Annotated in this window: 23 protein-coding genes; 13 read left to right on the top strand and 10 right to left on the bottom strand. The window is 71.2% G+C overall.

The features are described from left to right. Positions 1 to 3 precede the first annotated feature (3 nt). Both IE264_RS26585 and IE264_RS26590 read left to right on the top strand, forming a co-directional pair. A complete protein-coding gene (locus IE264_RS26585; protein ID WP_032759847.1) occupies positions 4 to 1,440 on the top strand; it encodes an aldehyde dehydrogenase family protein in 1,437 nt (478 codons plus the stop codon). Beyond that, on the top strand, positions 1,433 to 2,350 hold the full coding sequence (locus tag IE264_RS26590) for an aldehyde dehydrogenase family protein (RefSeq protein ID WP_032759849.1): 918 nt from the start codon (positions 1,433 to 1,435) through the stop codon (positions 2,348 to 2,350). The genes IE264_RS26585 and IE264_RS26590 overlap by 8 nt, the downstream gene beginning before the upstream one ends. 72 nt (positions 2,351 to 2,422) lie before the next feature. Here the strand turns inward: IE264_RS26590 and IE264_RS26595 are convergent, their stop codons facing one another. Further along, entirely contained in the window at positions 2,423 to 2,842 is a 420-nt protein-coding gene (locus IE264_RS26595; RefSeq protein WP_031125653.1) for a hypothetical protein, read from the bottom strand. Positions 2,843 to 2,904: 62 nt separating this feature from the next. Between IE264_RS26595 and IE264_RS26600 the strand changes: the two genes are divergently transcribed. Beyond that, a complete protein-coding gene (locus IE264_RS26600) occupies positions 2,905 to 3,621 on the top strand; it encodes a uridine kinase family protein (RefSeq protein WP_015610932.1) in 717 nt (238 codons plus the stop codon). Between the two features lie 21 nt (positions 3,622 to 3,642). On the opposite strand, the gene IE264_RS26605 is transcribed toward IE264_RS26600, so the two are convergent. The 4 genes from IE264_RS26605 to IE264_RS26620 form a co-directional block, all read right to left on the bottom strand. Continuing rightward, positions 3,643 to 4,707, bottom strand: coding sequence for a hypothetical protein (locus tag IE264_RS26605; protein WP_229887768.1), 1,065 nt, complete (start codon positions 4,705 to 4,707; stop codon positions 3,643 to 3,645). Between the two features lie 4 nt (positions 4,708 to 4,711). Then, positions 4,712 to 6,976, bottom strand: coding sequence for a WXG100 family type VII secretion target (locus IE264_RS26610; protein ID WP_032759853.1), 2,265 nt, complete (start codon positions 6,974 to 6,976; stop codon positions 4,712 to 4,714). Positions 6,977 to 7,043: 67 nt separating this feature from the next. Continuing rightward, a complete protein-coding gene (locus tag IE264_RS26615; RefSeq protein ID WP_032759855.1) occupies positions 7,044 to 7,511 on the bottom strand; it encodes a hypothetical protein in 468 nt (155 codons plus the stop codon). A gap of 367 nt (positions 7,512 to 7,878) precedes the next feature. After that, positions 7,879 to 8,676 (bottom strand): SigE family RNA polymerase sigma factor, encoded by a 798-nt coding sequence (locus IE264_RS26620; protein WP_015610928.1) that lies wholly within the window; start codon positions 8,674 to 8,676, stop codon positions 7,879 to 7,881. A 193-nt stretch (positions 8,677 to 8,869) separates the two neighbouring features. Between IE264_RS26620 and afsQ1 the strand changes: the two genes are divergently transcribed. The 5 genes from afsQ1 to IE264_RS26645 all read left to right on the top strand — a co-directional run bounded on the left by afsQ1 (position 8,870) and on the right by IE264_RS26645 (position 12,761). After that, positions 8,870 to 9,547 (top strand): two-component system response regulator AfsQ1, encoded by a 678-nt coding sequence (gene afsQ1 / locus IE264_RS26625; protein WP_176145506.1) that lies wholly within the window; start codon positions 8,870 to 8,872, stop codon positions 9,545 to 9,547. Continuing rightward, positions 9,544 to 11,085, top strand: a complete 1,542-nt coding sequence (locus IE264_RS26630) for an ATP-binding protein (protein ID WP_032759857.1) — start codon at positions 9,544 to 9,546, stop codon at positions 11,083 to 11,085. Before afsQ1 ends, IE264_RS26630 begins: the two co-directional genes overlap by 4 nt. After that, entirely contained in the window at positions 11,082 to 11,717 is a 636-nt protein-coding gene (locus IE264_RS26635; RefSeq protein WP_051822021.1) for a hypothetical protein, read from the top strand. The genes IE264_RS26630 and IE264_RS26635 overlap by 4 nt, the downstream gene beginning before the upstream one ends. 170 nt (positions 11,718 to 11,887) lie before the next feature. Further along, positions 11,888 to 12,460 carry a VanZ family protein gene (locus IE264_RS26640; protein WP_032759896.1) on the top strand — a complete coding sequence of 191 codons (573 nt, stop codon included), beginning with the start codon at positions 11,888 to 11,890 and terminating at the stop codon, positions 12,458 to 12,460. A gap of 94 nt (positions 12,461 to 12,554) precedes the next feature. Next, positions 12,555 to 12,761 carry a PspC domain-containing protein gene (locus tag IE264_RS26645; RefSeq protein WP_015610923.1) on the top strand — a complete coding sequence of 69 codons (207 nt, stop codon included), beginning with the start codon at positions 12,555 to 12,557 and terminating at the stop codon, positions 12,759 to 12,761. Between the two features lie 122 nt (positions 12,762 to 12,883). On the opposite strand, the gene IE264_RS26650 is transcribed toward IE264_RS26645, so the two are convergent. Together IE264_RS26650 and IE264_RS26655 are read right to left on the bottom strand one after the other, a co-directional pair. Beyond that, the gene (locus IE264_RS26650) at positions 12,884 to 13,186 is read right to left on the bottom strand and encodes a hypothetical protein (RefSeq protein WP_015610922.1); all 303 of its coding nucleotides are present in this window, start codon (positions 13,184 to 13,186) and stop codon (positions 12,884 to 12,886) included. 134 nt (positions 13,187 to 13,320) lie between these two features. Then, positions 13,321 to 14,475: an adenosine deaminase gene (locus IE264_RS26655; RefSeq protein WP_015610921.1), complete on the bottom strand. Its 1,155-nt coding sequence runs from the start codon at positions 14,473 to 14,475 to the stop codon at positions 13,321 to 13,323. A 103-nt stretch (positions 14,476 to 14,578) separates the two neighbouring features. Here IE264_RS26655 and IE264_RS26660 point away from each other — a divergent pair, with 103 nt between their 5' ends. Beyond that, positions 14,579 to 15,340, top strand: coding sequence for a dienelactone hydrolase family protein (locus tag IE264_RS26660; RefSeq protein ID WP_078618743.1), 762 nt, complete (start codon positions 14,579 to 14,581; stop codon positions 15,338 to 15,340). 18 nt (positions 15,341 to 15,358) lie between these two features. Here the strand turns inward: IE264_RS26660 and IE264_RS26665 are convergent, their stop codons facing one another. Continuing rightward, the gene (locus IE264_RS26665) at positions 15,359 to 16,312 is read right to left on the bottom strand and encodes a LysR family transcriptional regulator (RefSeq protein WP_031125663.1); all 954 of its coding nucleotides are present in this window, start codon (positions 16,310 to 16,312) and stop codon (positions 15,359 to 15,361) included. A gap of 62 nt (positions 16,313 to 16,374) precedes the next feature. On the opposite strand from IE264_RS26665, the gene IE264_RS26670 reads away from it, so the two are divergent. The 3 genes from IE264_RS26670 to IE264_RS26680 all read left to right on the top strand — a co-directional run bounded on the left by IE264_RS26670 (position 16,375) and on the right by IE264_RS26680 (position 19,733). Continuing rightward, positions 16,375 to 17,682 carry an MFS transporter gene (locus IE264_RS26670; protein WP_015610918.1) on the top strand — a complete coding sequence of 436 codons (1,308 nt, stop codon included), beginning with the start codon at positions 16,375 to 16,377 and terminating at the stop codon, positions 17,680 to 17,682. 191 nt (positions 17,683 to 17,873) lie between these two features. Next, entirely contained in the window at positions 17,874 to 18,590 is a 717-nt protein-coding gene (locus tag IE264_RS26675; RefSeq protein ID WP_015610917.1) for a L,D-transpeptidase family protein, read from the top strand. Positions 18,591 to 18,704: 114 nt separating this feature from the next. After that, positions 18,705 to 19,733 carry a sigma-70 family RNA polymerase sigma factor gene (locus tag IE264_RS26680; protein WP_032759859.1) on the top strand — a complete coding sequence of 343 codons (1,029 nt, stop codon included), beginning with the start codon at positions 18,705 to 18,707 and terminating at the stop codon, positions 19,731 to 19,733. 29 nt (positions 19,734 to 19,762) lie between these two features. Here IE264_RS26680 and IE264_RS26685 read toward each other — a convergent pair whose 3' ends face one another. Next, complete coding sequence (locus IE264_RS26685; protein WP_032759861.1) at positions 19,763 to 20,131, bottom strand: STAS domain-containing protein; 369 nt, start codon at positions 20,129 to 20,131, stop codon at positions 19,763 to 19,765. Between the two features lie 150 nt (positions 20,132 to 20,281). On the opposite strand from IE264_RS26685, the gene IE264_RS26690 reads away from it, so the two are divergent. Next, positions 20,282 to 23,626: a S8 family peptidase gene (locus tag IE264_RS26690; protein WP_190167710.1), complete on the top strand. Its 3,345-nt coding sequence runs from the start codon at positions 20,282 to 20,284 to the stop codon at positions 23,624 to 23,626. 82 nt (positions 23,627 to 23,708) lie between these two features. On the opposite strand, the gene IE264_RS26695 is transcribed toward IE264_RS26690, so the two are convergent. Continuing rightward, positions 23,709 to 24,986, bottom strand: coding sequence for a thymidine phosphorylase (locus IE264_RS26695; protein WP_015610913.1), 1,278 nt, complete (start codon positions 24,984 to 24,986; stop codon positions 23,709 to 23,711). Positions 24,987 to 25,069: the final 83 nt, after the last annotated feature.

Consider the following 25,069-nt stretch of genomic DNA (forward strand, 5'->3'; position numbering starts at 1 on the left):
GCCATGGCATCTGCATTCGAGTACGCACCGGCGCCGGAGTCCCGCTCCGTCGTCGACATCGCCCCCTCGTACGGGCTGTTCATCGACGGTGAGTTCACCGAGGCCGCCGACGGCAAGGTCTTCAAGACCGTCTCGCCGAGCACCGAGGAGGTCCTCTCCGAGGTCGCGCGGGCGGGCGCGGCGGACGTGGACCGGGCCGTGAAGGCCGCGCGGAAGGCGTTCGAGAAGTGGTCGGCACTGCCCGGCTCCGAGCGCGCCAAGTACCTGTTCCGGATCGCGCGCATCATCCAGGAGCGCAGCCGTGAGCTGGCCGTCCTGGAGACCCTCGACAACGGCAAGCCGATCAAGGAGACCCGCGACGCGGACCTCCCGCTGGTCGCGGCGCACTTCTTCTACTACGCGGGCTGGGCCGACAAGCTGGACCACGCGGGGTACGGGAGCAACCCCCGGCCGCTGGGTGTGGCGGGCCAGGTCATCCCGTGGAACTTCCCGCTGCTGATGCTCGCGTGGAAGATCGCCCCGGCGCTCGCCACGGGCAACACGGTGGTCCTGAAGCCCGCCGAGACGACCCCGCTGAGCGCTCTGTTCTTCGCGGACATCTGCCGCCAGGCCGGGCTCCCCAAGGGCGTCGTCAACATTCTCACCGGGTACGGGGACGCCGGCGAGGCCCTCGTCACGCACCCGGACGTCAACAAGGTCGCCTTCACCGGTTCGACCGCCGTCGGCAAGGCCATCGCGCGCTCCGTCGCGGGCACGGACAAGAAGGTCACGCTGGAGCTGGGCGGCAAGGGCGCCAACATCGTCTTCGACGACGCCCCGATCGACCAGGCCGTCGAGGGCATCGTCACCGGGATCTTCTTCAACCAGGGCCAGGTCTGCTGCGCGGGCTCCCGGCTGCTGGTCCAGGAGTCGGTCCAGGACGAGGTGCTGGACGCGCTCAAGCGCCGGCTCTCGACCCTGCGGCTCGGCGACCCGCTGGACAAGAACACCGACATCGGCGCGATCAACTCCGCCGAGCAGCTCTCCCGGATCACCGCCCTGGTGGAGACCGGCGAGGCGGAGGGCGCGGAGCGCTGGAGCGCCCCCTGCGAACTGCCTTCGTCGGGTTACTGGTTCGCGCCGACCCTCTTCACCAACGTCACCCAGGCCCACACGGTCGCCCGTGACGAGATCTTCGGCCCGGTGCTCTCCGTCCTCTCGTTCCGCACCCCGGACGAGGCGGTGGCCAAGGCCAACAACAGCCAGTACGGCCTCTCCGCCGGCATCTGGACGGAGAAGGGCTCCCGGATCCTCGCCGTGGCGAACAAGCTCCGCGCGGGCGTCGTCTGGGCCAACACGTTCAACAAGTTCGACCCGACGTCGCCCTTCGGCGGCTACAAGGAGTCGGGCTACGGCCGCGAGGGCGGCCGCCACGGCCTGGAGGCGTACCTCGATGTCTGAGCAGAACCGTCTTGGCGTCTTCAAGACCTACAAGCTGTACGTCGGGGGCAAGTTCCCCCGCTCCGAGAGCGGCCGGGTGTACGAGGTGACGGACTCCAAGGGCCAGTGGCTCGCCAACGCGCCGCAGTCCTCCCGCAAGGACGCACGTGATGCGGTCGTGGCCGCGCGCAAGGCGTTCGGCGGCTGGTCGGGCGCGACCGCGTACAACCGCGGCCAGGTCCTCTACCGCGTCGCCGAGATGCTGGAGGGCCGCAAGGAGCAGTTCGTCCGCGAGGTCGCCGCGTCCGAGGGGCTGTCGAAGTCCAAGGCGGCGGCCGTCGTCGACGCGGCGATCGACCGCTGGGTCTGGTACGCGGGCTGGACCGACAAGATCGGGCAGATCTCCGGCGGGGCCAACCCGGTGGCGGGACCGTTCTTCAACCTCTCCACCCCCGAGCCGACCGGTGTCGTCACGGTGCTCGCGCCGCAGAAGTCGTCGTTCCTCGGGCTGGTCTCGGTGATCGCCCCGGTGATCGCGACCGGCAACACGGCGGTCGTCATCGCCTCCGCCGACGCCCCGCTGCCCGCGCTCTCGCTGGGCGAGGTGCTGGCCACCTCCGACCTTCCCGGCGGTGTGGTCAACATCCTGTCGGGCGCCACTGCGGAGCTCGCTGCCCCGCTCGCCGCCCACCAGGACGTCAACGCGATCGACCTCACCGGCGCCGGCGCCGAGCTGGCCAAGGAGCTGGAGATCGCGGCGGCGGACAACCTGAAGCGGGTCCTGCGGCCGCTCGCCGCCGAGGCGGACGGCTCGGACGCCTCCACCGACTGGCTGGCCGCGCCCGGTACGCACCGGCTGACGGCCTTCCTGGAGACCAAGACGGTCTGGCACCCGACGGGTGCGCTGGGGGCCTCGGGCTCGTCGTACTGACGTTCCCGGCCTCGTACGCCGGAAGGGGCCGCCCCCACGAACGGGGCGGCCCCTTCCGGCGTGCCGCAGGCGTCAGCCCGTGACCAGCCGGGTCACCTGCCCCACCACCGGCAGGTCGGCCAGCGCGCCGCCGCTGGTGAGGGGGTCGGTGAGCACCGCGGTGGTCACCGGCTGGAAGTCGGCGATCTGGGTGCCCACGGCGTTGTCCAGCGGATCCACCCCCGTGTTGGCCAGCGGGTGCAGCTGGAGGTTGGTGATCGGGGCGACACTGCTGGCGAGCGAGGTCCCGAGCGCGCTGGTCACCGCGGGCCCGGCGCTCTCGGTGACCGCCTGGACGGCCGTGACGCCCTGCTCGGGGATCTCGGCGACCGGGGGCAGGGAGACGGCCTGCGCGGAGCCCGCACCGGCTCCCAGGGCCGCTCCCAGCGCGGTCACGGTCAGACCGGCGCGCAGCAGGGCGCGACGTTCGGGCTTGCGTGCATGACGTGCCATGTTTTCCACCTGATCGAGCCTGGTCGGGTAATGGTCTGTACACGCAGAGTAGTTGAGGTGTGATGCTGGATACCAACAAGAGGCCCGAGTGGTCCCCCGTGCGGGTCGATGCCTCACACTTCTGTTCTGTGAGTTCCAGTTCCCAACCGATCCCGACCCGCGTCGTGCTGCTCGCGGGCCCCTCCGGCTCCGGCAAGTCCGTCCTTGCCGCCCGCACCGGCCTGCCGGTGCTGCGCCTGGACGACTTCTACAAAGAGGCCGGTGACCCGACGCTGCCCCAGGTCCCCGGCTCCACGGACATCGACTGGGACTCCGCCGGGTCCTGGGACGCGGGCGCGGCGGTGGCGGCCATCGCCGAGCTGTGCCGGTCCGGCCGTACGGACGTTCCGGTGTACGACATCGCCACCAGCTCCCGTACGGACCACGAGACCTTCCACATCGGGCGCTCGCCGCTGTTCGTGGCCGAGGGCATCTTCGCGGCGGACATCGTGGGGCGCTGCCAGGAGCTGGGTCTGCTGGCGGACGCGCTGTGCCTGCGCGGCCGCCCCTCCACGACGTTCCGGCGGCGGCTGGTGCGGGATCTGCGCGAGGGCCGCAAGTCGGTGCCGTTCCTGCTGCGGCGCGGCTGGCGGCTGATGCGGGCCGAGCGGCGCATCGTGGCCCGGCAGACGGCGCTGGGGGCGTACCCGTGCGGCAAGGACGAGGCGTTGGGGCGGTTCGCCGCCGCGGCGGCGGGGCGGTGCCGCCGGGCGAGCGTGGGGGCGCCGGTCCCGGAGTAGGGACGGGCGCCCCGCGCGCGCTCAGCCGGTGGGGGCCGCGCAGCCGAAGGTCTTGGCGGCGGCCTTCGTGAAGGGGGCGCCGTACGCGTCCCGCTTCGGCAGGTCGGGGTGGCGCTTGCTCGCCTCCAGGTACTGCTGCCCCGATTCCACCGCCAGGTAGAGAGGGCCGCCGTCCGCGCAGGGCAGGATGAACCCGACACCCTTGTCGACGATTTCGGCTTCCCGGCCGTCCGGCGCTCGGCCCTTCTCCGTACCCGGGAACTTCCGCAGGGCGTCGATGAGCAGCGGGTCCCGGGTGGCGGTGTACTTCATGAAGCCGTCACCACGGACGAAGTCGGTCGTCTCGTCGTCCAGGGTCAGCTTGCAGAACCACAGGTCTGCGGGAGCCTGCTGCCCCTCTTCGAGCACCTTGGTCCCCGCCGGCACCTGGCCCGCCACGGTCAGGCCGTCCAGGCCGCACACCCGTCCTTCGGAGACCGGGCGCGCGGCATCGGAGCGGGGAGAGATGAGCGTTCCGGGCTTCTCGGGAAGGTCACCGCACTTGGTCCGGGCCGCGATCGTCCGTGCGGTGTCGGTGGCCAGGGCGGCGAAGGCGGTGCGGTCGGCAGCCGGTTCGGTGATGTTGAACTCGGCGACCACCGGCCGGTCGGTCCAGCACTTCTCGGGCAGCATGACCCACGCCTTGTACGCATTGACCCCGCCGGTCACCTCGCCGGTGAAGTACGAGGCACCCGGTGGGTAGGGCTCGCTATCGAACGCCAGTGGGTCATAGCCCCGTGCCCCCCAGAGCCGGACACTGAGCCCGCTCTCGCCGGAACCGAGGACGACGGACGACTTCTCGACCCTGCACTCCGTATCCGTCAGGTTGTCCTCGTCCAGACCGTCCCCTTCGGCGTCCAGGCGCCCGGACCCCGGAAGGATGGCGTCCACCTTCTCCGCCGAGACAAGTCCCCCGCAGAGCCGGTCCGCCGTCAGCACATTGGTGTTGCGCCAGGCGTGCAGCAGCCCTGCGACCACCACGACCAGGACGGCCACGACAGCCCAGACCTTCCACGCCGGCCTCGTACGGGCCTCTGCTGTGCTCACGTGCTCACTTCCTGGTTCGCAGCGCCGAATACGCTTCTTCACGGCCGGTGATGTAGCTCTGCTTCGCCTCGCCCTTGGCGTTCTCGGCGGCGTCGGTGCCCTTGGCGTCCCGGGTCTCGGCCCAGCCGTCGATGAGGTTGTTCGTGCCCGCGATGCCGCCCGCCGTCTCGCGGCTGACGCCGGCGCGTGCGACGTCCTCCTTCTCGGTGATGACGTCCTTGGACCACTCGTAGGTGGCGGCGTCCACGGCGCGTTGGGCGATGTCGCCGACCTGCGGGATCGTGTTGGCCAGGGCCCCGAACCCGTGGTACGCGTAGCGGGCCTGGTCGTTGATCTTCCCGACCTCGGCGTCCCGGACGTCGAGCACCATGTCCGTGCCGATGGCGTTCATCCCGCCGAAGGCCTCACCGACGTGACGCGCCTTGACGTCCCAGCTGGTGACGTTCTCGGTCAGGGCGGACTGGGGCACCTGGCGGCCGGTCTCCAGGTACTCGGCCGCGTACCCGCGCTGGCTCTCGTAGAGGGTGTCGAAGACGCGTATGGGCTCACCCTTCTCGTTCTCGCCGGCCACACCGTCGGAGACTCCGCGCATCACCCGCAGCAGGCTCTCCTTGCTGTTGGTGATGGAGGCGTTGTCGCCGGAGCCGGCGATGTCGTCCTGGCCGACCGGGCTGTTCGGGGCGTAGCCGCCGAGAATGGCGTGGGTGTCGGCCGTGTAGTCGTTCAGTGCGCGGCCGAGCGGGGCCTTCAGCGCCTCCGGTACGGTGTCGCCCCCGGCGCCCTTGTCCAGCGTCGCGATGATGCCCTGCATCACGCGGGCCTGGCCCTCGCTGTGGGGTCCGGTGCTGCCCAGCGGCGTGCCCGGCTCGTGCCCGGTCGCCCCGGCCTCCAGCGCGAGGCCGAGGCCGTGGCGGCTGAGCGGGTCGTCGTTGGTGATGAGCGCTTTGCCGGCCACGATGTGCTGCTGCGGCCACTCGCGCGCGTCGTCCCCCTGGCCCACCAGGTAGTCGAGGTGGCCCTGGCCGTTCGCCAGCTTCGGGTCGAAGAAGGAAGTGGCCGCGTCGGGGTTCTTGCTCATCACACCGAGCAGGCTGTCGAGCGCGTCGGCCCGGCCCTCCCGGTGGTTGCCGCCCCACTGCTCGAATATGGTGCCGTTGTCCTTCTCGGCGGCGATCATGTCGTGGCCGAGCTGGTTGAGGAACTGGTCGTCGAACGGCACGTCGGCGCGCGTCATCATCTCGACGAACGGCCGGTAGCCGTACATCGGGTTGGTCTTCGAGTCGAAGTTCTTGGCCCCGGCCTCCTTGAGGCCCTCGGTGAACTTCTTGTAGAACGCGCCGTCGGGGCTGTTCAGCCAGGCCTGGTACTTCGCGGAGCCGGGCCCCGCGTCCGCCATCGAACCGGGAACCTCGGTGGCTGTCGCCACCGTGTTGGCCAGTCCGCCCAGGAGCTTCGTGTACTGGTCGGCGGAGGACCCGCCGTCCCGCTCACGGTCGGACATGACGTCGCTCAGCTTGACGAGGCCGTCGGGGCCCAGCTTGTTCAGCAGCGACTGGGACCACGCCTTGTCGCCGGCCTGGTCGCGCATCGCCCGTTCCATCTCGGCGAGGTCGGCGTCGGAGACCTTCTTGCCGTCGCGCAGCCGCTCCGCGATCTCCTCGGTGTTGCGCAGCTCGTACTGCTCGATGTCGCCGAGGGCCTTGGCGTTGAAGCCGTTGACCGTTCCGTCCAAGGGGTCGGAGTCCTTCACGACCGCCTTCAGCGCGATCTCGACGCCGGTGTCCGCGTCCGTCGTCTGCGCGACCAGGCGGTCGATCGCCCGCTGCCACGAACTGACCGCGTCGCGTACGGACTTCTGGTAGTCCGGATCGTGGTGGTAGGCGCTCTTCGAACCCGCGCTCAGGCTCGACATGTCGAAGGTGACCCGGCCGGAGTCCGAGACCAGCATGTCGGCCTTGAGCGCGTCGGTCCGCGTCGTCTGGAGCTTGGTCTTGAACTCCGTGAACTGGGTGTGCGCGTCCCGGAGCAGCGAGGCGATCGCCTTGGCCTGGGTCTGGGCCGCCCGGTACTCGTTGAGCGTGACGCGGAACTGCGCGTTGGCGGCGTTCGCGCTCTGGCCGATCCAGGTCGGCTGCAGCGTGATGCCCTGGACCTCTTTCTCGTAGTCCTTCTCACGCTTGTTGAACTCGCCCGCCATCGCTGTCCACTTGTCCGCCGCGGTGGTCAGAACGGCCAGGTCCGTGGTCATGATCTCGTGATATGTAGGCATGCCCCTACCCCCGTTGTCCGATATGCCTGATGAACGCGCCGATGCGGCTCCTCCCGCTCCGCAACGGTCAGTAGCCGTCGATGGCGGAGGGCAGGCGGAACTGCTGCCCGCTCAGCACATCGGCCCCCTGGAGGTTCAGCCGGGCGCCGCTCAGACCGTTGATGTCCGCTTCGAGCCGGTTCAGCAGGCCCTGCACCTGGCCGCCCCACGTCTTGTGCGCGTTCTTCAGCGCGCGTGAGGTGATCCATCCGTCGCCGTCCTTGGCGCCGAGGGCCTTGACCGCGGCCGAGGTCTCCTCGTCCGTGTGGTCGCCGGCCGTCTTGGTCTGCGGCTTGATGCGCGTGCGGATGGCCTCGGCCGCGGCCTTCTTCTGCGCGGGGGTGGAGGCCAGGGAGGGGCCGCCGCCGGGCGCGAAGGGCGACTTGTATCCGGGGGCGAAGGGGCCCTGGACGGGGCCGTTCGGGCCCTGTCCCGGCGCGTAGGGGCCGTACACGGGAGGCGGGGAAGGATCGCCCTGGACCTCGTTCAGCTGCATCGAGGTCGACGCCCCGCCCTCCGCGGACCCTGCTGCCTGATCGCCTGCCTGCCTGCTCACTTGGCCCCCATGAGTTCCCTCGTAGCCCACGCTTGACGTGGTCCGCTCACACTAACAAGTACGTTTTCCGCCACGCCCGCACGGCGAACGGGGCCGTACAGGACCCCCCGGCCCGTACGACCCCGCTGTGTTTCCCCCGTGGCCTGCGCCTCCCCCGAAGCGATGGGCCCTTCCCCCGTGTTTCCCCCGGGCCCCCTCGGACCCCGTTTTCACTGCTCCCCCGTGGTTCCCCCACATGTCCCCCGTGGGTTCCCCGCTTCTCCCCCGTCAGCCCCTGCCTCCCCCGAAGCAGTGGCCCCCCGTCGCCTCAGGCCACCAGCTCGCCGAAGGACTCCTGCTCGTCACGTCCGAAGCTGAGGACCTCGTCCTCGCGCAGCCGGCGGAGGGACCGCCAGATGCTCGACTTCACCGTGCCGACACTGATGTCGAGGATCGACGCGATCTCCGGGTCGGTGCGGCCCTCGTAGTACCGCAGGACCAGCATCGTGCGCTGGAGTTCGGGCAGCCGGGCGAGCGCCTGCCAGAGCACCGCCCGCAGCTCCGTGCCGCGCATCGCGTCCGTGTCGCCCACCGTCTCCGGGAGCTCCTCGGTCGGGTATTCGTTCAGCTTGCGCCGGCGCCAGGCGCTGATGTGCAGGTTGGTCATGGTGCGGCGCAGATAGCCGCCGACCGCCGCCTTGTCGCTGATCCTGTCCCACGCCCGGTACGTCGAGAAGAGGGCGCTCTGCAGCAGGTCCTCGGCCTCGAACCGGTCGCCGGTCAGGTGGTAGGCGGTCGCGTACAGGGAGGCCCGCCGCTCCTGGACGTAGGCCGTGAACGCCGCTTCGGCGCCCTCGGTCTCCGCCCGGCCGGTGCGGTCCCCCGTGGCCTCCCCGTACACGCCTCGCCCGTTGTCCCCCGTGCTTTCCCCCGTGGTGGCGTCGACCACCGTCATGTACGGCTTGCGCATCTGCTCCGCAGCCGGCGACGGGTGCTGACGCCCTACGCCCCGGACACACCCCCGCATGCCCGACACGTCTCTCGCACCGGACTTCTCCGCGCTCCGGCCGACATCGTGGAGACGCGTCACAACTGCGCTTGAGCTGGTGCTGTGCAGTGCGTTCATCTCGCGCCCCCTTGTCGGTGGAGTTCGGTGGAGTCCGTTCGTTTCCTGCTGACCAAGAGCTTGCCGGGGCAGTTTCATGGCGCTGTCCTCCGACTGTCACAGGCCTGTCACAGGGGCAGTTGCGGCCGTGCCCGGACAGGTGGAGGGGGCCGCAGGTCGAACTGAAGCGCCACCATGGGCCAGAATGACGCTCGTGCCTTTCCTGTTGCTGATCGAGGACGACGACGCCATCCGCACGGCCCTCGAACTCTCGTTGTCACGCCAGGGCCACCGTGTGGCCACCGCGGCGACGGGAGAGGACGGCCTGGAGCTGCTGCGTGAGCAGCGCCCCGACCTGGTCGTGCTGGATGTGATGCTCCCCGGGATCGACGGTTTCGAGGTGTGCCGGCGTATCCGGCGCACCGACCAGCTGCCGATCATTCTGCTGACCGCGCGCAGCGACGACATCGACGTCGTGGTGGGACTGGAGTCCGGCGCGGACGACTATGTGGTCAAACCCGTCCAGGGCCGGGTGCTGGACGCCCGGATCCGGGCGGTGCTGCGCCGCGGCGAGCGCGAGTCGACCGACTCGGCGACCTTCGGCAACGTGGTCATCGACCGTTCCGCCATGACCGTGACCAAGGGCGGTGAGGATCTGCAGCTCACGCCGACCGAGCTGCGGCTCCTGCTGGAGCTGAGCCGCCGGCCCGGCCAGGCCCTCTCCCGCCAGCAGCTGCTGCGCCTGGTGTGGGAGCACGACTACCTGGGCGACTCACGTCTGGTGGACGCCTGTGTGCAGCGGCTGCGCGCCAAGGTGGAGGACGTGCCGTCCTCGCCGACCCTGATCCGTACGGTGCGGGGCGTGGGCTACCGGCTGGACACGCCTCAGTGACCGAGAGCGCCAAGCGGTCGATCCGGGCGGGGCTGCGCTGGACCAGTCTGCGGCTGCGGCTCGTCGTGGTGTTCGCGCTGGTGGCGCTGACCGCCGCGGTCTCCGCCTCGGGGATCGCGTACTGGCTCAACCGCGAGGCCGTGCTGACCCGTACGCAGGACACCGCGCTCGACGACTTCCGGCGGCAGATGCAGGACACGGCGGCGACGCTGCCGGTGCGGCCCACCAAGGACGACCTCCAGCGGGCCGCCGCGCAGATGGCGGCCGGCGGCCCCGGCTACAGCGTGCTGCTGGAGGACGAGCGCGAGCGCGGCAAGCCGATCGTCGGCTACTCCGACCTGGACACCTTCACCCGGGCCGACGTACCGGACTCGCTGCAGAAGCAGGTGGCCCGCAAGCAGCCGCTGACCTCGAACAACGAGCACGAGTACCACCTGTTCTGGCAGCGTACGAGCATCGCGGGCACCCCGTACCTGGTCGCCGGTACGCGGATCATCGGCGGCGGCCCGGCCGGGTACATGCTCAAGTCCCTCGACCAGGAGCGGCAGGACCTCAACTCGCTCGCCTGGTCGCTGGGGATCGCCACCACCCTGGCGCTGATCGGTTCGGCGCTGCTGGCCCAGGCCGCCGCGACGACGGTGCTGCGCCCGGTGCAGCGGCTCGGCGACGCGGCCCGCAAGCTCGGCGAGGGCAAGCTCGACACCCGGCTCACCGTCTCCGGTACGGACGAACTCGCCGACCTCTCCCGTACGTTCAACCGGACCGCGAGCTCGCTGGAGAAGAAGGTCGCGGACATGAGCGCCCGGGAGGAGTCGAGCCGGCGGTTCGTCGCCGACATGTCCCACGAGCTGCGCACCCCGCTGACCGCGATCACGGCGGTGGCCGAGGTGCTGGAGGACGAGGCGGACAGCCTCGACCCGATGATCGCGCCCGCCGTGCACCTCGTGGTCAGCGAGACCCGGCGGCTGAACGACCTGGTGGAGAACCTGATGGAGGTGACCCGCTTCGACGCGGGCACCGCACGTCTGGTCCTGGACGACGTCGACGTCGCCGACCAGGTCACCGCGTGCATCGACGCGCGGGCCTGGCTGGACGCGGTGGACCTGGACGCGGAGCGCGGCATGATGGTCCGGCTCGATCCGCGCCGGCTCGACGTGATCCTGGCCAACCTGATCGGCAACGCCCTCAAGCACGGCGGTTCACCGGTGGGGGTCAGGGTGCGGACCGAGGGCGAGGAGCTGGTCATCGAGGTACGGGACCACGGTCCGGGTATCCCCGAGGAGGTGCTGCCGCACGTCTTCGACCGCTTCTACAAGGCCAGCGCCTCCCGGCCGCGTTCGGAGGGCAGCGGTCTCGGCCTCTCCATCGCCATGGAGAACGCGCACATCCACGGCGGTGACATCACGGCCGCCAACTCTCCCGACGGCGGGGCGGTCTTCGTATTGCGGCTGCCGCGCGGCGCCTCGGAGCCGACCGAGGACGGGACGGACGGCGGCAGTGGGCGGGACGACGACAGTGAGGACGGTGGGGCGTCATGACCGGCGTGTTCCGGCCGTTGCCGGGTGCCCCTCGACGGCGCGCCGCCGTCGCCGCGCTCGGCGCCGTCCTGGTGGCCGCCGCGCTGGCGTCGGGGTGCGGGATCCGGACGACGTCCGTCCCCGTGGACGCCGGGGCCGCGCCGTCGCGGGTGCCGTGCAAGCTGCCGTCGGCGGACGTCACGACCCGGTCCCCGGACAGCGTCGCGGCACCGGTGTACCTGGTGTGCGCCTCGCAGCTGGTGCCCGTGGACCGGCCGGTGCCCGCGGGGCGGGCCGGTGCCGACCCGCTGGTGGCCGCGCGCGCCCTGCTGGACCAGGTGCAACAGGCGCCGCCCGAGAACGAGCGCAGGGCCGGGTTCTCCACGGCGGTCCCGGTGGGGCTGCGGGTGGAGGCCTCCCGCCCCGATGACCCGGCGGGCACCCTGCGGCTGAGCAGCCAGCCCGAGGACCTGTCGGCGGAGGCGCTGGCGCAGCTGGTGTGCACGTACGCGGAGAACGACGCGCTCGTGACGGCGGGCTCGGTGGTCCTGGGCGGCCCCGGGCAGTACCCGCCGCGCGGCTATCTGTGCACCTCGCAGACGAAGTCCCGGCCGCAGGACGCGACGACCCCGGACGCGCTCGAACTGGACTGACCGGCCGGACGGCGGTGCCGTACGGGGACGGCGGGTCCGGTGCCGTACGGGGCGTGGGCGCGATGCCGTACGAGGACGGCTGGTCCGGTGCCGTACGAGGACGGCTGGGCGCGTCTCCGTACGGCCTGCGGCGAAGTCACGGAACCGATCCTGCCGGTCGGGGCGTCTTGGTGGACGTGCGTCAAGGTTCGGACGGTCAGACCGTCATCCACTTCCGCGCGGCGGGGGTCACTCTCCTCCTCGCGCATCTGCTGCTCGTCGGGTGGCTGACGCTGCGCCCGCTGGACGTGCCCTGGATCACGGCCGCCAACTTCGAGCCGCTCGCCTCCATCAGAGCCGACCTCGCGCTGGGGCCGGTCGAGGCCACGCGCCGGATCGGCGGGGCGCTGCTCCTGCTGGCCCCGCTCGGGGTGCTGCTGCCGATGGCCGGGGGCCGGATCTTCGTCTCGCCCTGGGTGTCGCTGCTGCGGACGGTGGCGGCCGGGGCGCTGATCTCGCTCGCCATCGAGCTGGGCCAGACCGGGGTGCCCGGTCAGGTGGTCGACATCGACTCGGTGCTGCTGAACGCCACCGGCGTGGTCCTGGCCCATCTGCTGGTCGTCCCGGTGTGCCGGGCGCGGCTGCGCCGCCGTGGGGTGCCGGGCGTACGGGACCTGCCCCGGTACCGGCAGGAGACCCGTCTCAGGGACGAGGCCCCTGGGGGGCCGACCCCGACGATTACCAGGGTCGGCATCGCCCCGTAGAGCGATGCTTTGTCCCCCTTCGCGGACGCACTATGGAGACATCGGGAGCGGAACAGAGCCGCCCCCACCGCAACGGTTCGCGAAGGAGCTCACCATGGCCGCACTTGTCCGCCCCAGTGAAGGACGCATGATCGGCGGTGTGTGTGCGGGGCTGGCACGGCGCTTCGGCACCTCGGCCGCCACGATGCGCGTCATATTCGTCGTCTCCTGCCTGCTGCCCGGCCCGCAGTTCCTGCTCTACCTGGCGCTGTGGGCGCTGCTGCCCTCGGAGAAGTCCGCCTCGTCCGCGTCGGCCTGGTGACGCGACCGGCCCACGGGGAGCGGTTCGGCGTACGCACAGTGGGGCGCACACCCTGATCAGGGTGTGCGCCCCACCGGCATGTGCGGGTGCGCGCCGCTGGGCGGCGCGTCGGGGTGGTGCGGTCAGCCGCCGAGCGGGATGCCGTTGGCGGTGAGGCCCTGGGTGGGCAGTCCGCCGAGCAGGCCGGTGACCGGGGCGGCGGCGTCGGTGGCGTCGCCGCCGAGGATCTTGCCGACGGTCTCCTGGACCGGCGCGTTCTGGGCCGACTTGGCGACGGTGTCCAGCGCCATGGTGGAGACGGGGAGCGCGCCGGCCGCGGAGTCGAGCGGCAGCGCGGGGGCGGCGGAGGCGCTGCCGGCGGCGGCAGCGGCGAAAGCGGCACCGAGGACGGCGACACCGAGAGACTTGGCAGCAGACTTCTTCATGAAGAATTCATCCTTGGGGAAGGGGATGTGAGCGGCTCTGCAAGTTAGCCACCCCACTGCCCCGACCGCAAACATCCCGACACGCGAAAAATGGCCGGGATTTCGATTCCCGGCCATCTTCCGAACCTCGAACGTCAGCTCGCCGCGGCGGAAGAACCACTGGTCACAGCGGTCTGCCGGAAAAGCCACTCGGACTTCAGCTCGGCATATCCGGGCTTGACGACCTCGTTGATCATCGCGAGACGTTCATCGAAAGGAATGAAAGCTGATTTCATCGCATTGACGGTGAACCACTGCATGTCGTCGAGCGTGTATCCGAATGCCTCGGTCAGCAGCTCGAATTCGCGGCTCATGCTCGTCCCGCTCATCAGCCGGTTGTCCGTGTTCACGGTGACGCGGAAATGCAGCTTCCGCAGCAGCCCGATCGGGTGCTCCGCGTACGAGGTGGCGGCACCGGTCTGGAGGTTGGACGTCGGGCACATCTCCAGCGGGATGCGCTTGTCGCGTACGTAGGAGGCGAGGCGGCCGAGGGTGACCGAGCCGTCCTCCGCGACCTCGATGTCGTCGATGATCCGCACCCCGTGGCCGAGCCGGTCGGCGCCGCACCACTGCAGGGCCTGCCAGATCGACGGCAGGCCGAAGGCCTCGCCCGCGTGGATCGTGAAGTGGTTGTTCTCCCGCTTGAGGTACTCGAACGCGTCGAGGTGGCGGGTGGGAGGGAAGCCGGCCTCGGCGCCCGCGATGTCGAAGCCGACGACACCGTGGTCGCGGTAGGTGTTGGCGAGTTCGGCGATCTCCAGCGCGCGGGCCGCGTGCCGCATCGCGGTGAGCAGGGCGCCGACGCGGATCCGGTGGCCGTTGGCGCGGGCGATGCGCTCGCCCTCGCGGAAGCCCTCGTTGACGGCCTCGACGACCTCTTCGAGGGTCAGGCCGCCCTCCAGGTGCTGCTCGGGGGCGTAACGGATCTCGGCGTAGACGACGCCGTCCTCGGCGAGGTCCTCGGCGCACTCTGCGGCCACCCGGAAGAGCGCGTCACGGGTCTGCATGACGGCGCAGGTGTGGGCGAAGGTCTCCAGATAGCGCTCCAGCGAACCGGAGTCGGCGGCCTCGCGGAACCAGATGCCGAGCTTGTCGGCCTCGGTCTCGGGGAGGGAGTCGTAACCCTGCGCGCGGGCCAGCTCGATGATCGTGCCCGGTCGCAGGCCGCCGTCGAGGTGGTCGTGGAGCAGCACCTTGGGGGCGCGCCGGATCTGGTCGGAATCAGGGACATTCGGGGTCTGGCTCGTCATCTGGGCACTCTAGCGCCTACGCGCGTAGAGCGCCTGTTGTCGATGCGCAACAGTGACCGGAAAGTCGGGTGGAGTACACCTGCTCTTCTGAGACTGTTCTGTCATGGCACAGCGCGCACTCCCCCTGCCTGCAGCCAGGCTGGGACGGGCCGTCACGACGGCCGGAGCACCATACGAGGTCAGCGGCGTGGTCCTGCTGCTCCCGGACGGCGAGGCCGACTCACGGCGCCGCCCCTCCCCCCTGTCGTACGCGATCCAGCTGCCGTTCGCCCGTGCGCTGGCGCGCGCCGGGGAGGGGGACGGTCTTGCGGTGCACGTGCTGCGCTACCGCTGCCGCGGCTGGAACGCGGACGACGCGCACCCGGCCGAGGACGCCGCGTGGGCGGCCGACGAGGTCCAGCGGCGGTACGGGGACGTGCCCGTGTGCCTGGTCGGCCACGGGATGGGCGGGCGGGCTGCGTTGCGGGCGGCCGGGCACGGGGCGGTGACGTCGGTGCTGGCGATGGCCCCCTGGCTGCCGGAGCGGGCCGCCGCCGAACCGGAGCCGGTGAAGCAGCTCGTGGGGCGGCGGGTGCTGATCGTGCACGGCACCAACGACGAGCGCACCGACCCGGAGCTGTCGTACCGGCTGGCGGAGCGGGCGAAGAAGTCCAACCGGGACACCTGCCGCTTCGAGGTCCACTCCGACGGGCACGCGCTGCGCCAGCACCGCTCCGAAGTGGTGGCGCTGGCCGCCGACTTCGTCCGCGGCTCGCTCTTCGCCCGGTCCTACTCGCGGCCGGTCAAGGACGCGCTGGCCGCGCCGCCGCCGCTCGGGCTGCGGATGCCGCTGGCCGCCGGGTTCGGGCGGTCGCTGCGGCACTGAGTTCCCGCGCAACGGAGTTCAGTCCGGCAGCAGGTTCCCCCGCCGCGAGAGCAGGAACCGCTTGAAGGCGGCGACCGGCGGGGTGTCGGGGTGTCCGTCCAGCCAGGCGACCCCGATCTCGCGGACCGCGCGCGGCGCCGTCACCGTCAGCTCGACCACCCCCGGGCGGGCGACCGCGGGCGGCGGGAGCAGGGCCACGCCGAGCCCGGCGGCGACCAGCCCGCGCAGGGTCTCGGCCTCCTCGCCCTCGAAGGCGACGCGCGGGGTGAAGCCCGCCTCCGTGCAGAGGTCGTCGGTGATCCGGCGGAGCCCGTAACCCGGCTCCAGGGTCACGAACGTCTCGTCGGCGGCCTCCGCGAGGCGGATGCGGCGGCGGGAGGCGAGGCGGTGGTCGTCGGGGACCACCAGGCGCAGGCGCTGTTCGTCCAGCCGGCGGGTGACCAGGTCGGGGGCGTCGGGCACGGGCGAGGTGAGGCAGAGGTCGAGGCCGCCGGCGCGCAGCCGTTCGATCATCGCCTCGCCGTAGTTCTGGACGAGCTGGAAGCGGACCTTGGGATGGTCGGCCCGGAAGCCGCGGATCAGGGCGGGCACGGTCTCCGAGCCCATGGTGTGCAGGAAGCCGAAGGAGACCCGGCCCGTCGTGAGGTCGGCGTCCGCCCGGACCGCGTCGGCGGCCTTCTCCACCTCGGCCAGGGCCCGTTCGGCCGAGGTGAGGAAGGTGCGGCCGGCCGGGGTGAGCGAGACGGTACGGCCCTTGCGGGCGAACAGGGCGACGCCCAGGTCCGCTTCGAGCCGGACCATGGCCCGCGAGAGCGTGGACTGCGGGACGCCGAGCTCGTGTGCGGCGCGGGTCACATGCTCGTGGCGGGCGACCGCCTCGAAGTACGCGAGGCGTGGCGCGAGGACGGCCCGGATGTCTTCTTCGTAACTGCTCGGTGACAGCCGAGGCTGTGAGCTGCGTTGATGCGCCATGGGATTGATTATGGCGGTTTCGTGCATTGGACGCATGAAACCGGGCGCTCTACGTTCGTCGTATGCCTCCCGCCGATACCGGGGCATCCACCGTCGTCGTGGATGCCTCTGCCCCGTCGTCCCCCGTCACCACCACCGCCGCTCCGGCGGGCGCCCATGAGCGCCTGGAGCCCGGCCGCCCCGGCTACCGGAAGATGAGCTTCGCGCTCTTCGCCGCCGGAGTCGCGGCCTTCGCCCTCCTCTACTCCACCCAGGCCCTGCTTCCCGCGATCTCCGCCTCGTACGGCGTGAGCGCCGGGCAGGCGAGCTGGACGGTCTCCGCGGCGACCGGCGCGCTGGCACTGTGTGTGCTGCCGCTGAGCGCGCTGTCGGAGCGGTTCGGGCGGCGGCAGATGATGACGGCCTCGCTGACGGTCGCGGTGCTGGTCGGGATGCTGGTGCCGTTCGCGCCCTCGATCGGCTGGCTGATCGCGCTGCGGGCCATCCAGGGCGCGGCGCTCGCCGGTCTTCCGGCCTCCGCGATGGCGTATCTGGCGGAGGAGGTCCGGCCCAAGGCGCTGATCGCCGCGATCGGGCTGTTCGTCGCGGGCAACAGCATCGGCGGCATGAGCGGCCGGATCCTCACCGGCTGGGTCGCCCAGGCCTGGGGCTGGCGCGCGGCGCTCGCGGCGGTCGGGCTGCTCGCGGTGGCGTGCGCGGTCGCCTTCCACTTCCTGATCCCCAAGGCCCGTAACTTCACCCCCGGTTCGCTGAACCCGAAGGCGCTGGCGAAGACCGTCGCCACCCACCTCGGCAACCCGCTGCTGGTGCGGCTGTACGCGATCGGCGCACTGTTCATGACGGTGTTCGGCGCGGTCTACACGGTGATCGGCTACCGGCTGGTCGATGAGCCGTTCTCGCTGCCGCAGGGCATCGTCGGCTCGATCTTCCTGGTCTACCTGGTCGGTACGGTCTCCTCCGCCGCGGCCGGACGGCTGGTGGCCCGCCTCGGCCGCCGGGGCGCGCTCTACCTGGCGGTCTCCACGACCACGGCCGGGCTGCTGCTCTCGCTCGCCGACCAGCTGGCCTCCGTGCTGCTGGGCCTGGTGCTGATCACGGCCGGCTTCTTCGCCGGGCACGCGGTCGCCTCGTCCTCGGTGAGCCGGACCGCGACGACGGGCCGGGCGCAGGCATCGGCGCTCTACCAGTCGGCGTACTACCTGGGCTCCAGCGCGGGCGGCACGCTGGGTGCGGTCGCCTTCCACGCGGGCGGCTGGGCGGCGACGGTGGCCCTGGGGCTGCTCGCGGTCCTCGGCGTCGTCTCCATCACGCTGTACGGGACCCGGGTGGCGCGGGCCGAGCGGCGGGCGCTGATCCCGGCGACCCGGTGAGCCGGTGGTCGGGGACTGGTGACCCTGTGAGCCGGTAATCGGGGCTTACGGCCTCCGGCCAACCGGAGGCCGTAATTCCGGCTATGCCGTACCGCGACGCAACCGAGACCTGGCCCGCGCAACCACCGCACCCCTTCGGACGTCTACCAGGCGTAACCACAAAACCACTGTGGGCGAAGGGGAGTTGGCGCATGGGAGTCACGGCGAAAATACCCGGAGGACGGCTGCGGCGCGGGGCGGCGCTCTCCGTGGCCGGGCTGGTGGCGGCACCCGCCCTGGTCCTGGGCACCGGGACCGCGGCCCAGGCCGCCTCCTGTTCGACCTCCGCCGGGCCGCACCAGAAGCAGGTCGAGAAGTTCCTGAAGCGGCCCGTCGACGGCAAGCAGTCGGCCGCCGACTGCAAGGCGATCCAGAAGTTCCAGAAGACCCACGGGATCACCCCGACCATCGGGTACGCCGGGCCGCTGACCTGGCGCACGATGAACACGATGCTCGCCCAGAAGGCTGCCGGGAAGAACCCCAACAAGGCCGGGAAGTGCCCCACCAACAAGGGCCGCATCGCCTGCGTCGACCTGACCCGGCAGCTGAGCTGGATCCAGGACGGCAAGAAGCTGAAGTACGGCCCGGTGCCGGTGCGGACCGGTCGCGACGGCGCGGAGACCCGGACCGGCGCGAAGAAGATCTACTGGCGCAACATCAAGCACTGGTCGACGATCTACAAGGTGTGGATGCCGCACTCGCAGTTCTTCGACGGCGGCCAGGCGTTCCACTCGGTCACCAAGTCCATGTACAACCCGCCGGGCTCCGGCGGCTGCGTCAACATGCGCCCCGCCGACGCGAAGGCATACTGGAAACTGCTGAAGAACGGCGACGACGTGTACGTCTACGGGCGCAAGCCCGGTACCTGATCCGGAGCCCCGGGGGCTTGGCCCCTTTCCACCCCCGTTGTCAGTGGCCTGCGGTAGCTTCCGAGGTACCGGGTGACGGATACCGCGGCGGGGCTGCGCGACAGGGGTGGAGCGATGAGCGATCTGACGACGACGGCTGCGGGGGCGGGGGCCGGGACGGCCGGTGACGCCGGTATCGACGCCCGCCTCGAAGGCCACAGGACCGAGCTGACCGGGTTCTGCTACCGGATGCTCGGCTCGGCGTTCGAGGCCGAGGACGCGGTGCAGGACACCCTGGTGCGGGCCTGGCGCAACTTCGACAAGTTCGAGGGCCGCTCCTCGCTGCGCTCCTGGCTCTACCGCATCGCCACCAACGTCTGCCTGGACATGCTGAAGGCGGGCAACAAGCGGGCCCGCCCGGTCGATCTGACGGGCCCGACCCCGCTCGCGCAGGCCGCGCTCAGCCCCCGTCCGGAGAACGTCTGGCTGGAGCCGATGCCGGACGGCCGGATCCTGCCCTCGGTCCAGGACCCGGCGGAGGCCGCAGTGGCGCGGGAGTCGGTGCGCCTGGCGTTCGTGGCCGCGCTCCAGCACCTGCCGCCCAAGCAGCGGGCCGTGCTGATCCTGCGCGAGGTGCTCGCCTGGAAGGCCGCCGAGGTCGCCGAGCTGCTGGAGACCTCCGTCGCCTCGGTCAACAGCGCCCTCCAGCGGGCCCGTGCCACCCTCACCGAGGCGGAGGGCCGGGTCCCGGACGCGGCGGACCCGCTCGACGAGGAGCAGCAGAAGCTCCTGGAGCGCTATGTGAAGGCGTTCGAGGGGTACGACATGGCCGCCCTGACCGCGCTGCTCCACGAGGACGCGGTGATGACGATGCCGCCGTTCGACCTGTGGCTGCGGGGCACGCCGGACATCACGGGCTTCATGACCACCATCGGCGCGGCCTGCGCGGGCTCCCGGCTGGTGCCCGTGGCGGTCAACGGCTCCCCGGGCTTCGCGCACTACAAGCCCGACCCGGAGGGGTCCGGCTTCGTGCCGTGGGCGGTGCAGGTCATCGACGTCCAGGACGGGGCGATCTCGGGGATGCACTGCTTCCTGGACGTGGAGCGCTGGTTCCCGCTGTTCGGCCTGGCCGACCGGCTTCCGGCGGTGCCGGCCGGGGAGTGACCGGTCGGAAGTGAGCGGTCGGAAAGGCCCTAGGGGCGAGGTACCCGCCCCTCCGGCTCCTCCAGGGCGACCACGTCCGCCAGTCCCACCAGGTCCAGCAGTCCCTGGAGTTCCGGCCCCACCCGGCGCAGCCGCAGCTGCCGCCCGGCCCGGCGGGCGACGAGCGCCAGCCGGGCCACCGCCTCGACCAGGGCCAGGTCCGCGCGCTCGACACCGCCCACGTCGCACTCCACCGGCGCGCCCTGGTCCGGCGCGGCGCCCCGGGGGCCGTTCAGCAAGGTCTCCAGTTCCGTGCAGAGGGCCGGTACGACGTCACGGGTGACGTGTCCGGTGACGACGAGGACGATCGGATTCATGGCAGCCACAACGGGGAGACCGGTCCGGTGACCGAAACTCATCGCCGCCCGGGGGCAGGATCCCCGCCGGAGAGAGTCAACTCACAACTCGTACACATCCCTTGCGAACCTCTTCACGATTTTCGCCCTCTAGATTGAGTGAACGGTTCAGAGGAACCGCCTCATTCTCCAGGGGGAGAGTTGCACAGACACGTGAACAGGGTGGGGGTCCCGGCTGTCGCCGCGGCCGCGGCCGTGGCACTCGCGGCGGGCATGACCACGCCCGCCGCCGCCCAGCCGGTCCGCAGCGCGGCCGCCGGTCCTGCGGCCTCCGGCCCCTCGGCCGAGGTCGCGCACCAGCTGACGCTGATCACCGGTGACCGGGTGTCGGTGGACGCCAAGGGCCGGATCGTGGGCTTCCGGCCCGCGAAGGGGCGCGCCGGGATACCGGTGCGCAAGGAGATACGGGACGGGCGCACGCTCGTCATACCCGCCGACGCCCAGCGGCTCATCGCCTCGGGCAAGCTCGACCGGCGGCTGTTCGACATCACGGAGCTGAACCGGCCGGAGAACCGCCGGGCCCAGCAGCACGACCTGCGGCTCATCGTCAGCTACCGGGGCGCGCAGAGCGCCCGGGCGAAGGCGGAGGTCCGGGACGCGGGCGCCACCCGGATCGGCCGGAGTCTGACGTCGCTGAACGCGCAGTCGGTGGCCACGCCGAAGGCGGACGCCGCAGACCTGTGGCAGGCGCTCACCAGTGAGCAGGCCGGCAGTGAGCAGCGCACCACCGCTGCGGGCGTCGACCGGGTCTGGCTGGACGGGAAGCGGAAGGCGACCCTGGACCGCAGCGTCGCCCAGATCGGGACGCAGGCCGCCTGGAGCGCCGGATACACCGGCAAGGGCGTCAAGATCGCGGTCCTGGACACCGGGGTGGACGGGACCCACCCGGACCTCGTGGGCAAGGTCGCAGCGGCGAAGAACTTCACCTCCTCGCCCAACCTCAGGGACCGCATCGGTCACGGCACCCATGTCGCGTCGATCGCCGCGGGTTCGGGCGCCAAGTCGGGCGGGAAGTTCAAGGGCGTGGCCCCGGACGCCACGCTGCTGGCGGGCAAGGTGCTCGGCGACGACGGGTTCGGCGACGACTCCGGCATCCTGGCCGGGATGGAGTGGGCGGTCGCCCAGGGCGCCGACATCGTCAACCTGAGCCTCGGCGGCATGGACACCCCCGAGGTGGACGCGCTGGAGGCCGGGGTCAACAAGCTCTCGGCCACGAAGGGCGTCCTGTTCGCCATCGCGGCGGGCAACGAGGGGTCCGGCGCGGGCACCGTCGGCTCCCCGGGCAGCGCGGACGCCGCGCTGACCGTCGGAGCGGTCGACGTCAAGGACAAGCTGGCGGACTTCTCCAGCCGTGGCCCGCGCGTGGGCGACGGCGCGGTCAAGCCCGATGTCACCGCCCCCGGCGTGGACATCACGGCGGCCTCCGCACCCAAGTCGGAGATCGCGCTGGAGGTCGGTGAGGCGCCCCCGGGCTACACCACCATCTCCGGCACGTCGATGGCCACCCCGCATGTCGCGGGCGCCGCGGCCCTGTTGAAGCAGCAGCACCCGGAGTGGACGTACACGCAGCTGAAGAGCGTGCTGGCGTCCTCCACCAAGCCGGGCGCGTACACCCCGTTCCAGCAGGGCACGGGCCGTATCGCGGTGGACCGGGCGCTGACCCAGTCCGTCGTGAGCGAGCAGGTCTCGGTCGGCTTCGGCGTGCAGCAGTGGCCGCACACCGACGACACCCCGGTCACCGAGAAGATCACCTACCGCAACCTGGGCACCACGGACGTCACCCTCGACCTGACGGCCGCCGGCACAGGACCGAAGGGCAAGCCTGCTCCGGCCGGCTTCTTCACCCTCGGCGCCCAGCAGGTCACCGTGCCCGCGGGCGGCACCGCCGATGTGGCGCTGACGGCCGACACCCGGCTCGGCGGGGCGGAGACCGGCGCGTACTCCGCGTACGTCGTCGCCACCGGCGGCGGCCAGACCGTCCGCACGGGGGCGGCGGTCGAGCGCGAGCGTGAGGCGTACGACGTCGTCGTGAAGGCCATCGGCCGTACGGGCAAGGCCGCGGTCGGCGCGGAGGTCTCGCTGGACGACCTCGGCGTCGCCTCGGACGGTTCCGCGTTCACCTCCGCCTTCAAGAACGGTGTGGCCACGCTGCGGGTGCCCAGGGGCACCTTCGTGCTGAACGGCACCGTCGTGACGGATCCCAAGAAGATCCGGGAGATCGACTGGCTCGCCCAGCCGAAGCTGAGCGTCACGAAGAACACGACGGTCACGCTGGACGCCCGCAGGGCCAAGCCGGCCGCCATCACCCTGCCGGTGAAGGGGACCAAGCTCCGCGGCCTGCAGAGCGAGTTCTCGGTCTCGACCAAGTACGACGAGGTCACGTACGGCTGGATGGTCGACGGCAAGGGGACCCTCCGCACCGCCCACGTCGGCCCGAAGATCACCGACGGTTCGCTCAGCCAGCGCTGGGCCGGCAACTGGAACAAGGGGGCGTCGGGCGACTACAACATCGCGACCGGCGGCCGGGTCCAGCAGCTCGCCACGGGCTTCACCCGTAAGTACAAGGCCAACCAGTTCGCCACGGTGAAGCTGACCATGGGCGTCGGCGCGGTCAAGAAGAAGACCGGCATGCTCGCCCCGCTGGCGGAACTGCCGGGCGGATACCCGATGTACGGCGCACCCGTCTCGCAGGCGCTGCCCGCCGTCCGCACGATCCGGGTCGCCACCACCGACAAGACCCGCTGGGGCCTGGAGTTCGCCCAGATCGGCGGCAAGGACCACGAGGGCTACCCGGTCTTCGAGTCGGGCTACTCGCTCGGACGGCCCGCCACCTACAAGGGCGGCAAGTCCTACACCAAGGCGGTCAACACCGGGGTCTTCGGCCCGCGGCTGGCCGCGGGCGACGGCATCTACCGCGACGGCAGCACGATCGGAGCCATCCTTCCGCTGCTGGCGGACGGCAAGGGCAACGACGGCGCACCGGAGTTCTCCTCGGTCACCACCGTGCTCCACCGCAACGGGAAGAAGTTCGCCCAGAACAACGACCCGCTCCAGGGCTGGGGCACCTTCCGGGTCCCGGCGGGCAACGCCGACTACAAGCTCACCTCGTCGGTGAAGCACAGCGCGAAGATCGGCGCCCTCTCCACCCGGGTGGACGTCAGCTTCTCGTTCCGCTCCAAGAAGGCGACCACGAAGCTCCCCGCCTCCACCGTCCGCTTCACCCCCGCCATCGGCTCCGACGGCCGGGCGAAGGCGGGCAGGACGATCTCCGTGCCGGTGACGGTGCAGGGCTCGGCCGCCGGGAAGAACCTCAAGTCGCTGACGACGTACGTCAGTTACAACGGCGGCAAGACCTGGAAGAAGGTCACCGTGAAGAAGGGCAAGATCACGGTGAAGAACCCGGCCAAGGGCAAGGGCATCTCCTTCTCCGCCAACATCACCGACAAGAAGGGCAACAAGTCCTCGGTGAAGATCTACAACGCGTACCTGGGCAAGTGACACGGTACGAGCGGTAGTTCACCCTCGCACGACGGCGGCCCGCCGCACGGATCATCTCCGTGCGGCGGGCCGCCGTTGTGTGTTAAGCGATACGTTCCCGCACCACCGGGAGCGCCGCGTACGACGTGCCGGCCGGGGCGACGTCGTACGCGTCCGGCAGGGCCTTCAGCGCGTAGTCGAACTTCTCCGGGGTGTCCGTGTGCAGCGTCATCAGGGGCTGGCCCTCGGTGACGGTGTCGCCGGGCTTGGCGTGGAGTTCGACGCCCGCGCCCGCCTGCACCGGGTCCTCCTTGCGGGCGCGGCCCGCGCCGAGGCGCCAGGCGGCGACGCCGACGTCGTAGGCGTCCAGGCGGGTCAGGACGCCGGACGAGCGCGCGGTGACCACGTGCTGCTCGCGGGCGACCGGGAGCGTGGCGTCCGGGTCGCCGCCCTGGGCGGAGATCATCCGGCGCCAGACGTCCATGGCGGAGCCGTCGGCGAGCGCCTTCTCGGGGTCGGCGTCCTTCAGGCCGGCCGCGTCGAGCATCTCGCGGGCGAGGGCGAGGGTCAGGTCGATGACGTCCTGCGGGCCGCCACCGGCGAGGACCTCGACCGACTCGCGGACCTCCAGGGCGTTGCCCGCGGTGAGGCCGAGCGGGGTCGACATGTCGGTGAGCAGGGCGACCGTCCGCACTCCGCTGTCGGTGCCGAGCGCGACCATGGTGGAGGCCAGTTCGCGGGCGTCCTCGATGGTCTTCATGAAGGCGCCGGAGCCGACCTTGACGTCCAGGACGAGCGCGCCGGTGCCCTCGGCGATCTTCTTGGACATGATCGAGCTGGCGATGAGCGGGATCGCCTCGACGGTGCCGGTGACATCGCGCAGCGCGTAAAGCTTCTTGTCGGCGGGGGCGAGGCCGTCACCGGCGGCGCAGATGACCGCGCCGGTGGTGTCCAGGACGTTCAGCATCTCCTCGTTGGAGATGTGGGCCCGCCAGCCGGGGATGGACTCCAGCTTGTCCAGGGTCCCGCCGGTGTGGCCGAGGCCCCGGCCGCTGAGCTGCGGCACGGCCGCGCCGCACGCGGCGACCAGCGGGGCGAGCGGCAGGGTGATCTTGTCGCCGACGCCGCCGGTGGAGTGCTTGTCGGTGGTGGGGCGGGAGAGCGCGGAGAAGTTCATCCGCTCGCCGGAGGCGATCATCGCGGCGGTCCAGCGGGCGATCTCGGTGCGGTTCATGCCGTTGAGCAGGATCGCCATGGCGAGGGCGGACATCTGCTCGTCGGCGACCTCGCCGCGGGTGTACGCGTCGATGACCCAGTCGATCTGCTCGGGGGTCAGCTCGCCTCGGTCCCGCTTGGTGCGGATGACGGAGATGGCGTCCATGGGAGTCCTTCCGGCCGGTGCGTACGCAGGAGTTCTGTCGACTCTACGCGCATAGAGAGGGGGAATGGCGGTGGCCCTTCCGC

The organism is Streptomyces microflavus, from assembly GCF_014650075.1.
GTDB classification, from domain to species: Bacteria; Actinomycetota; Actinomycetes; order Streptomycetales; family Streptomycetaceae; genus Streptomyces; species Streptomyces microflavus.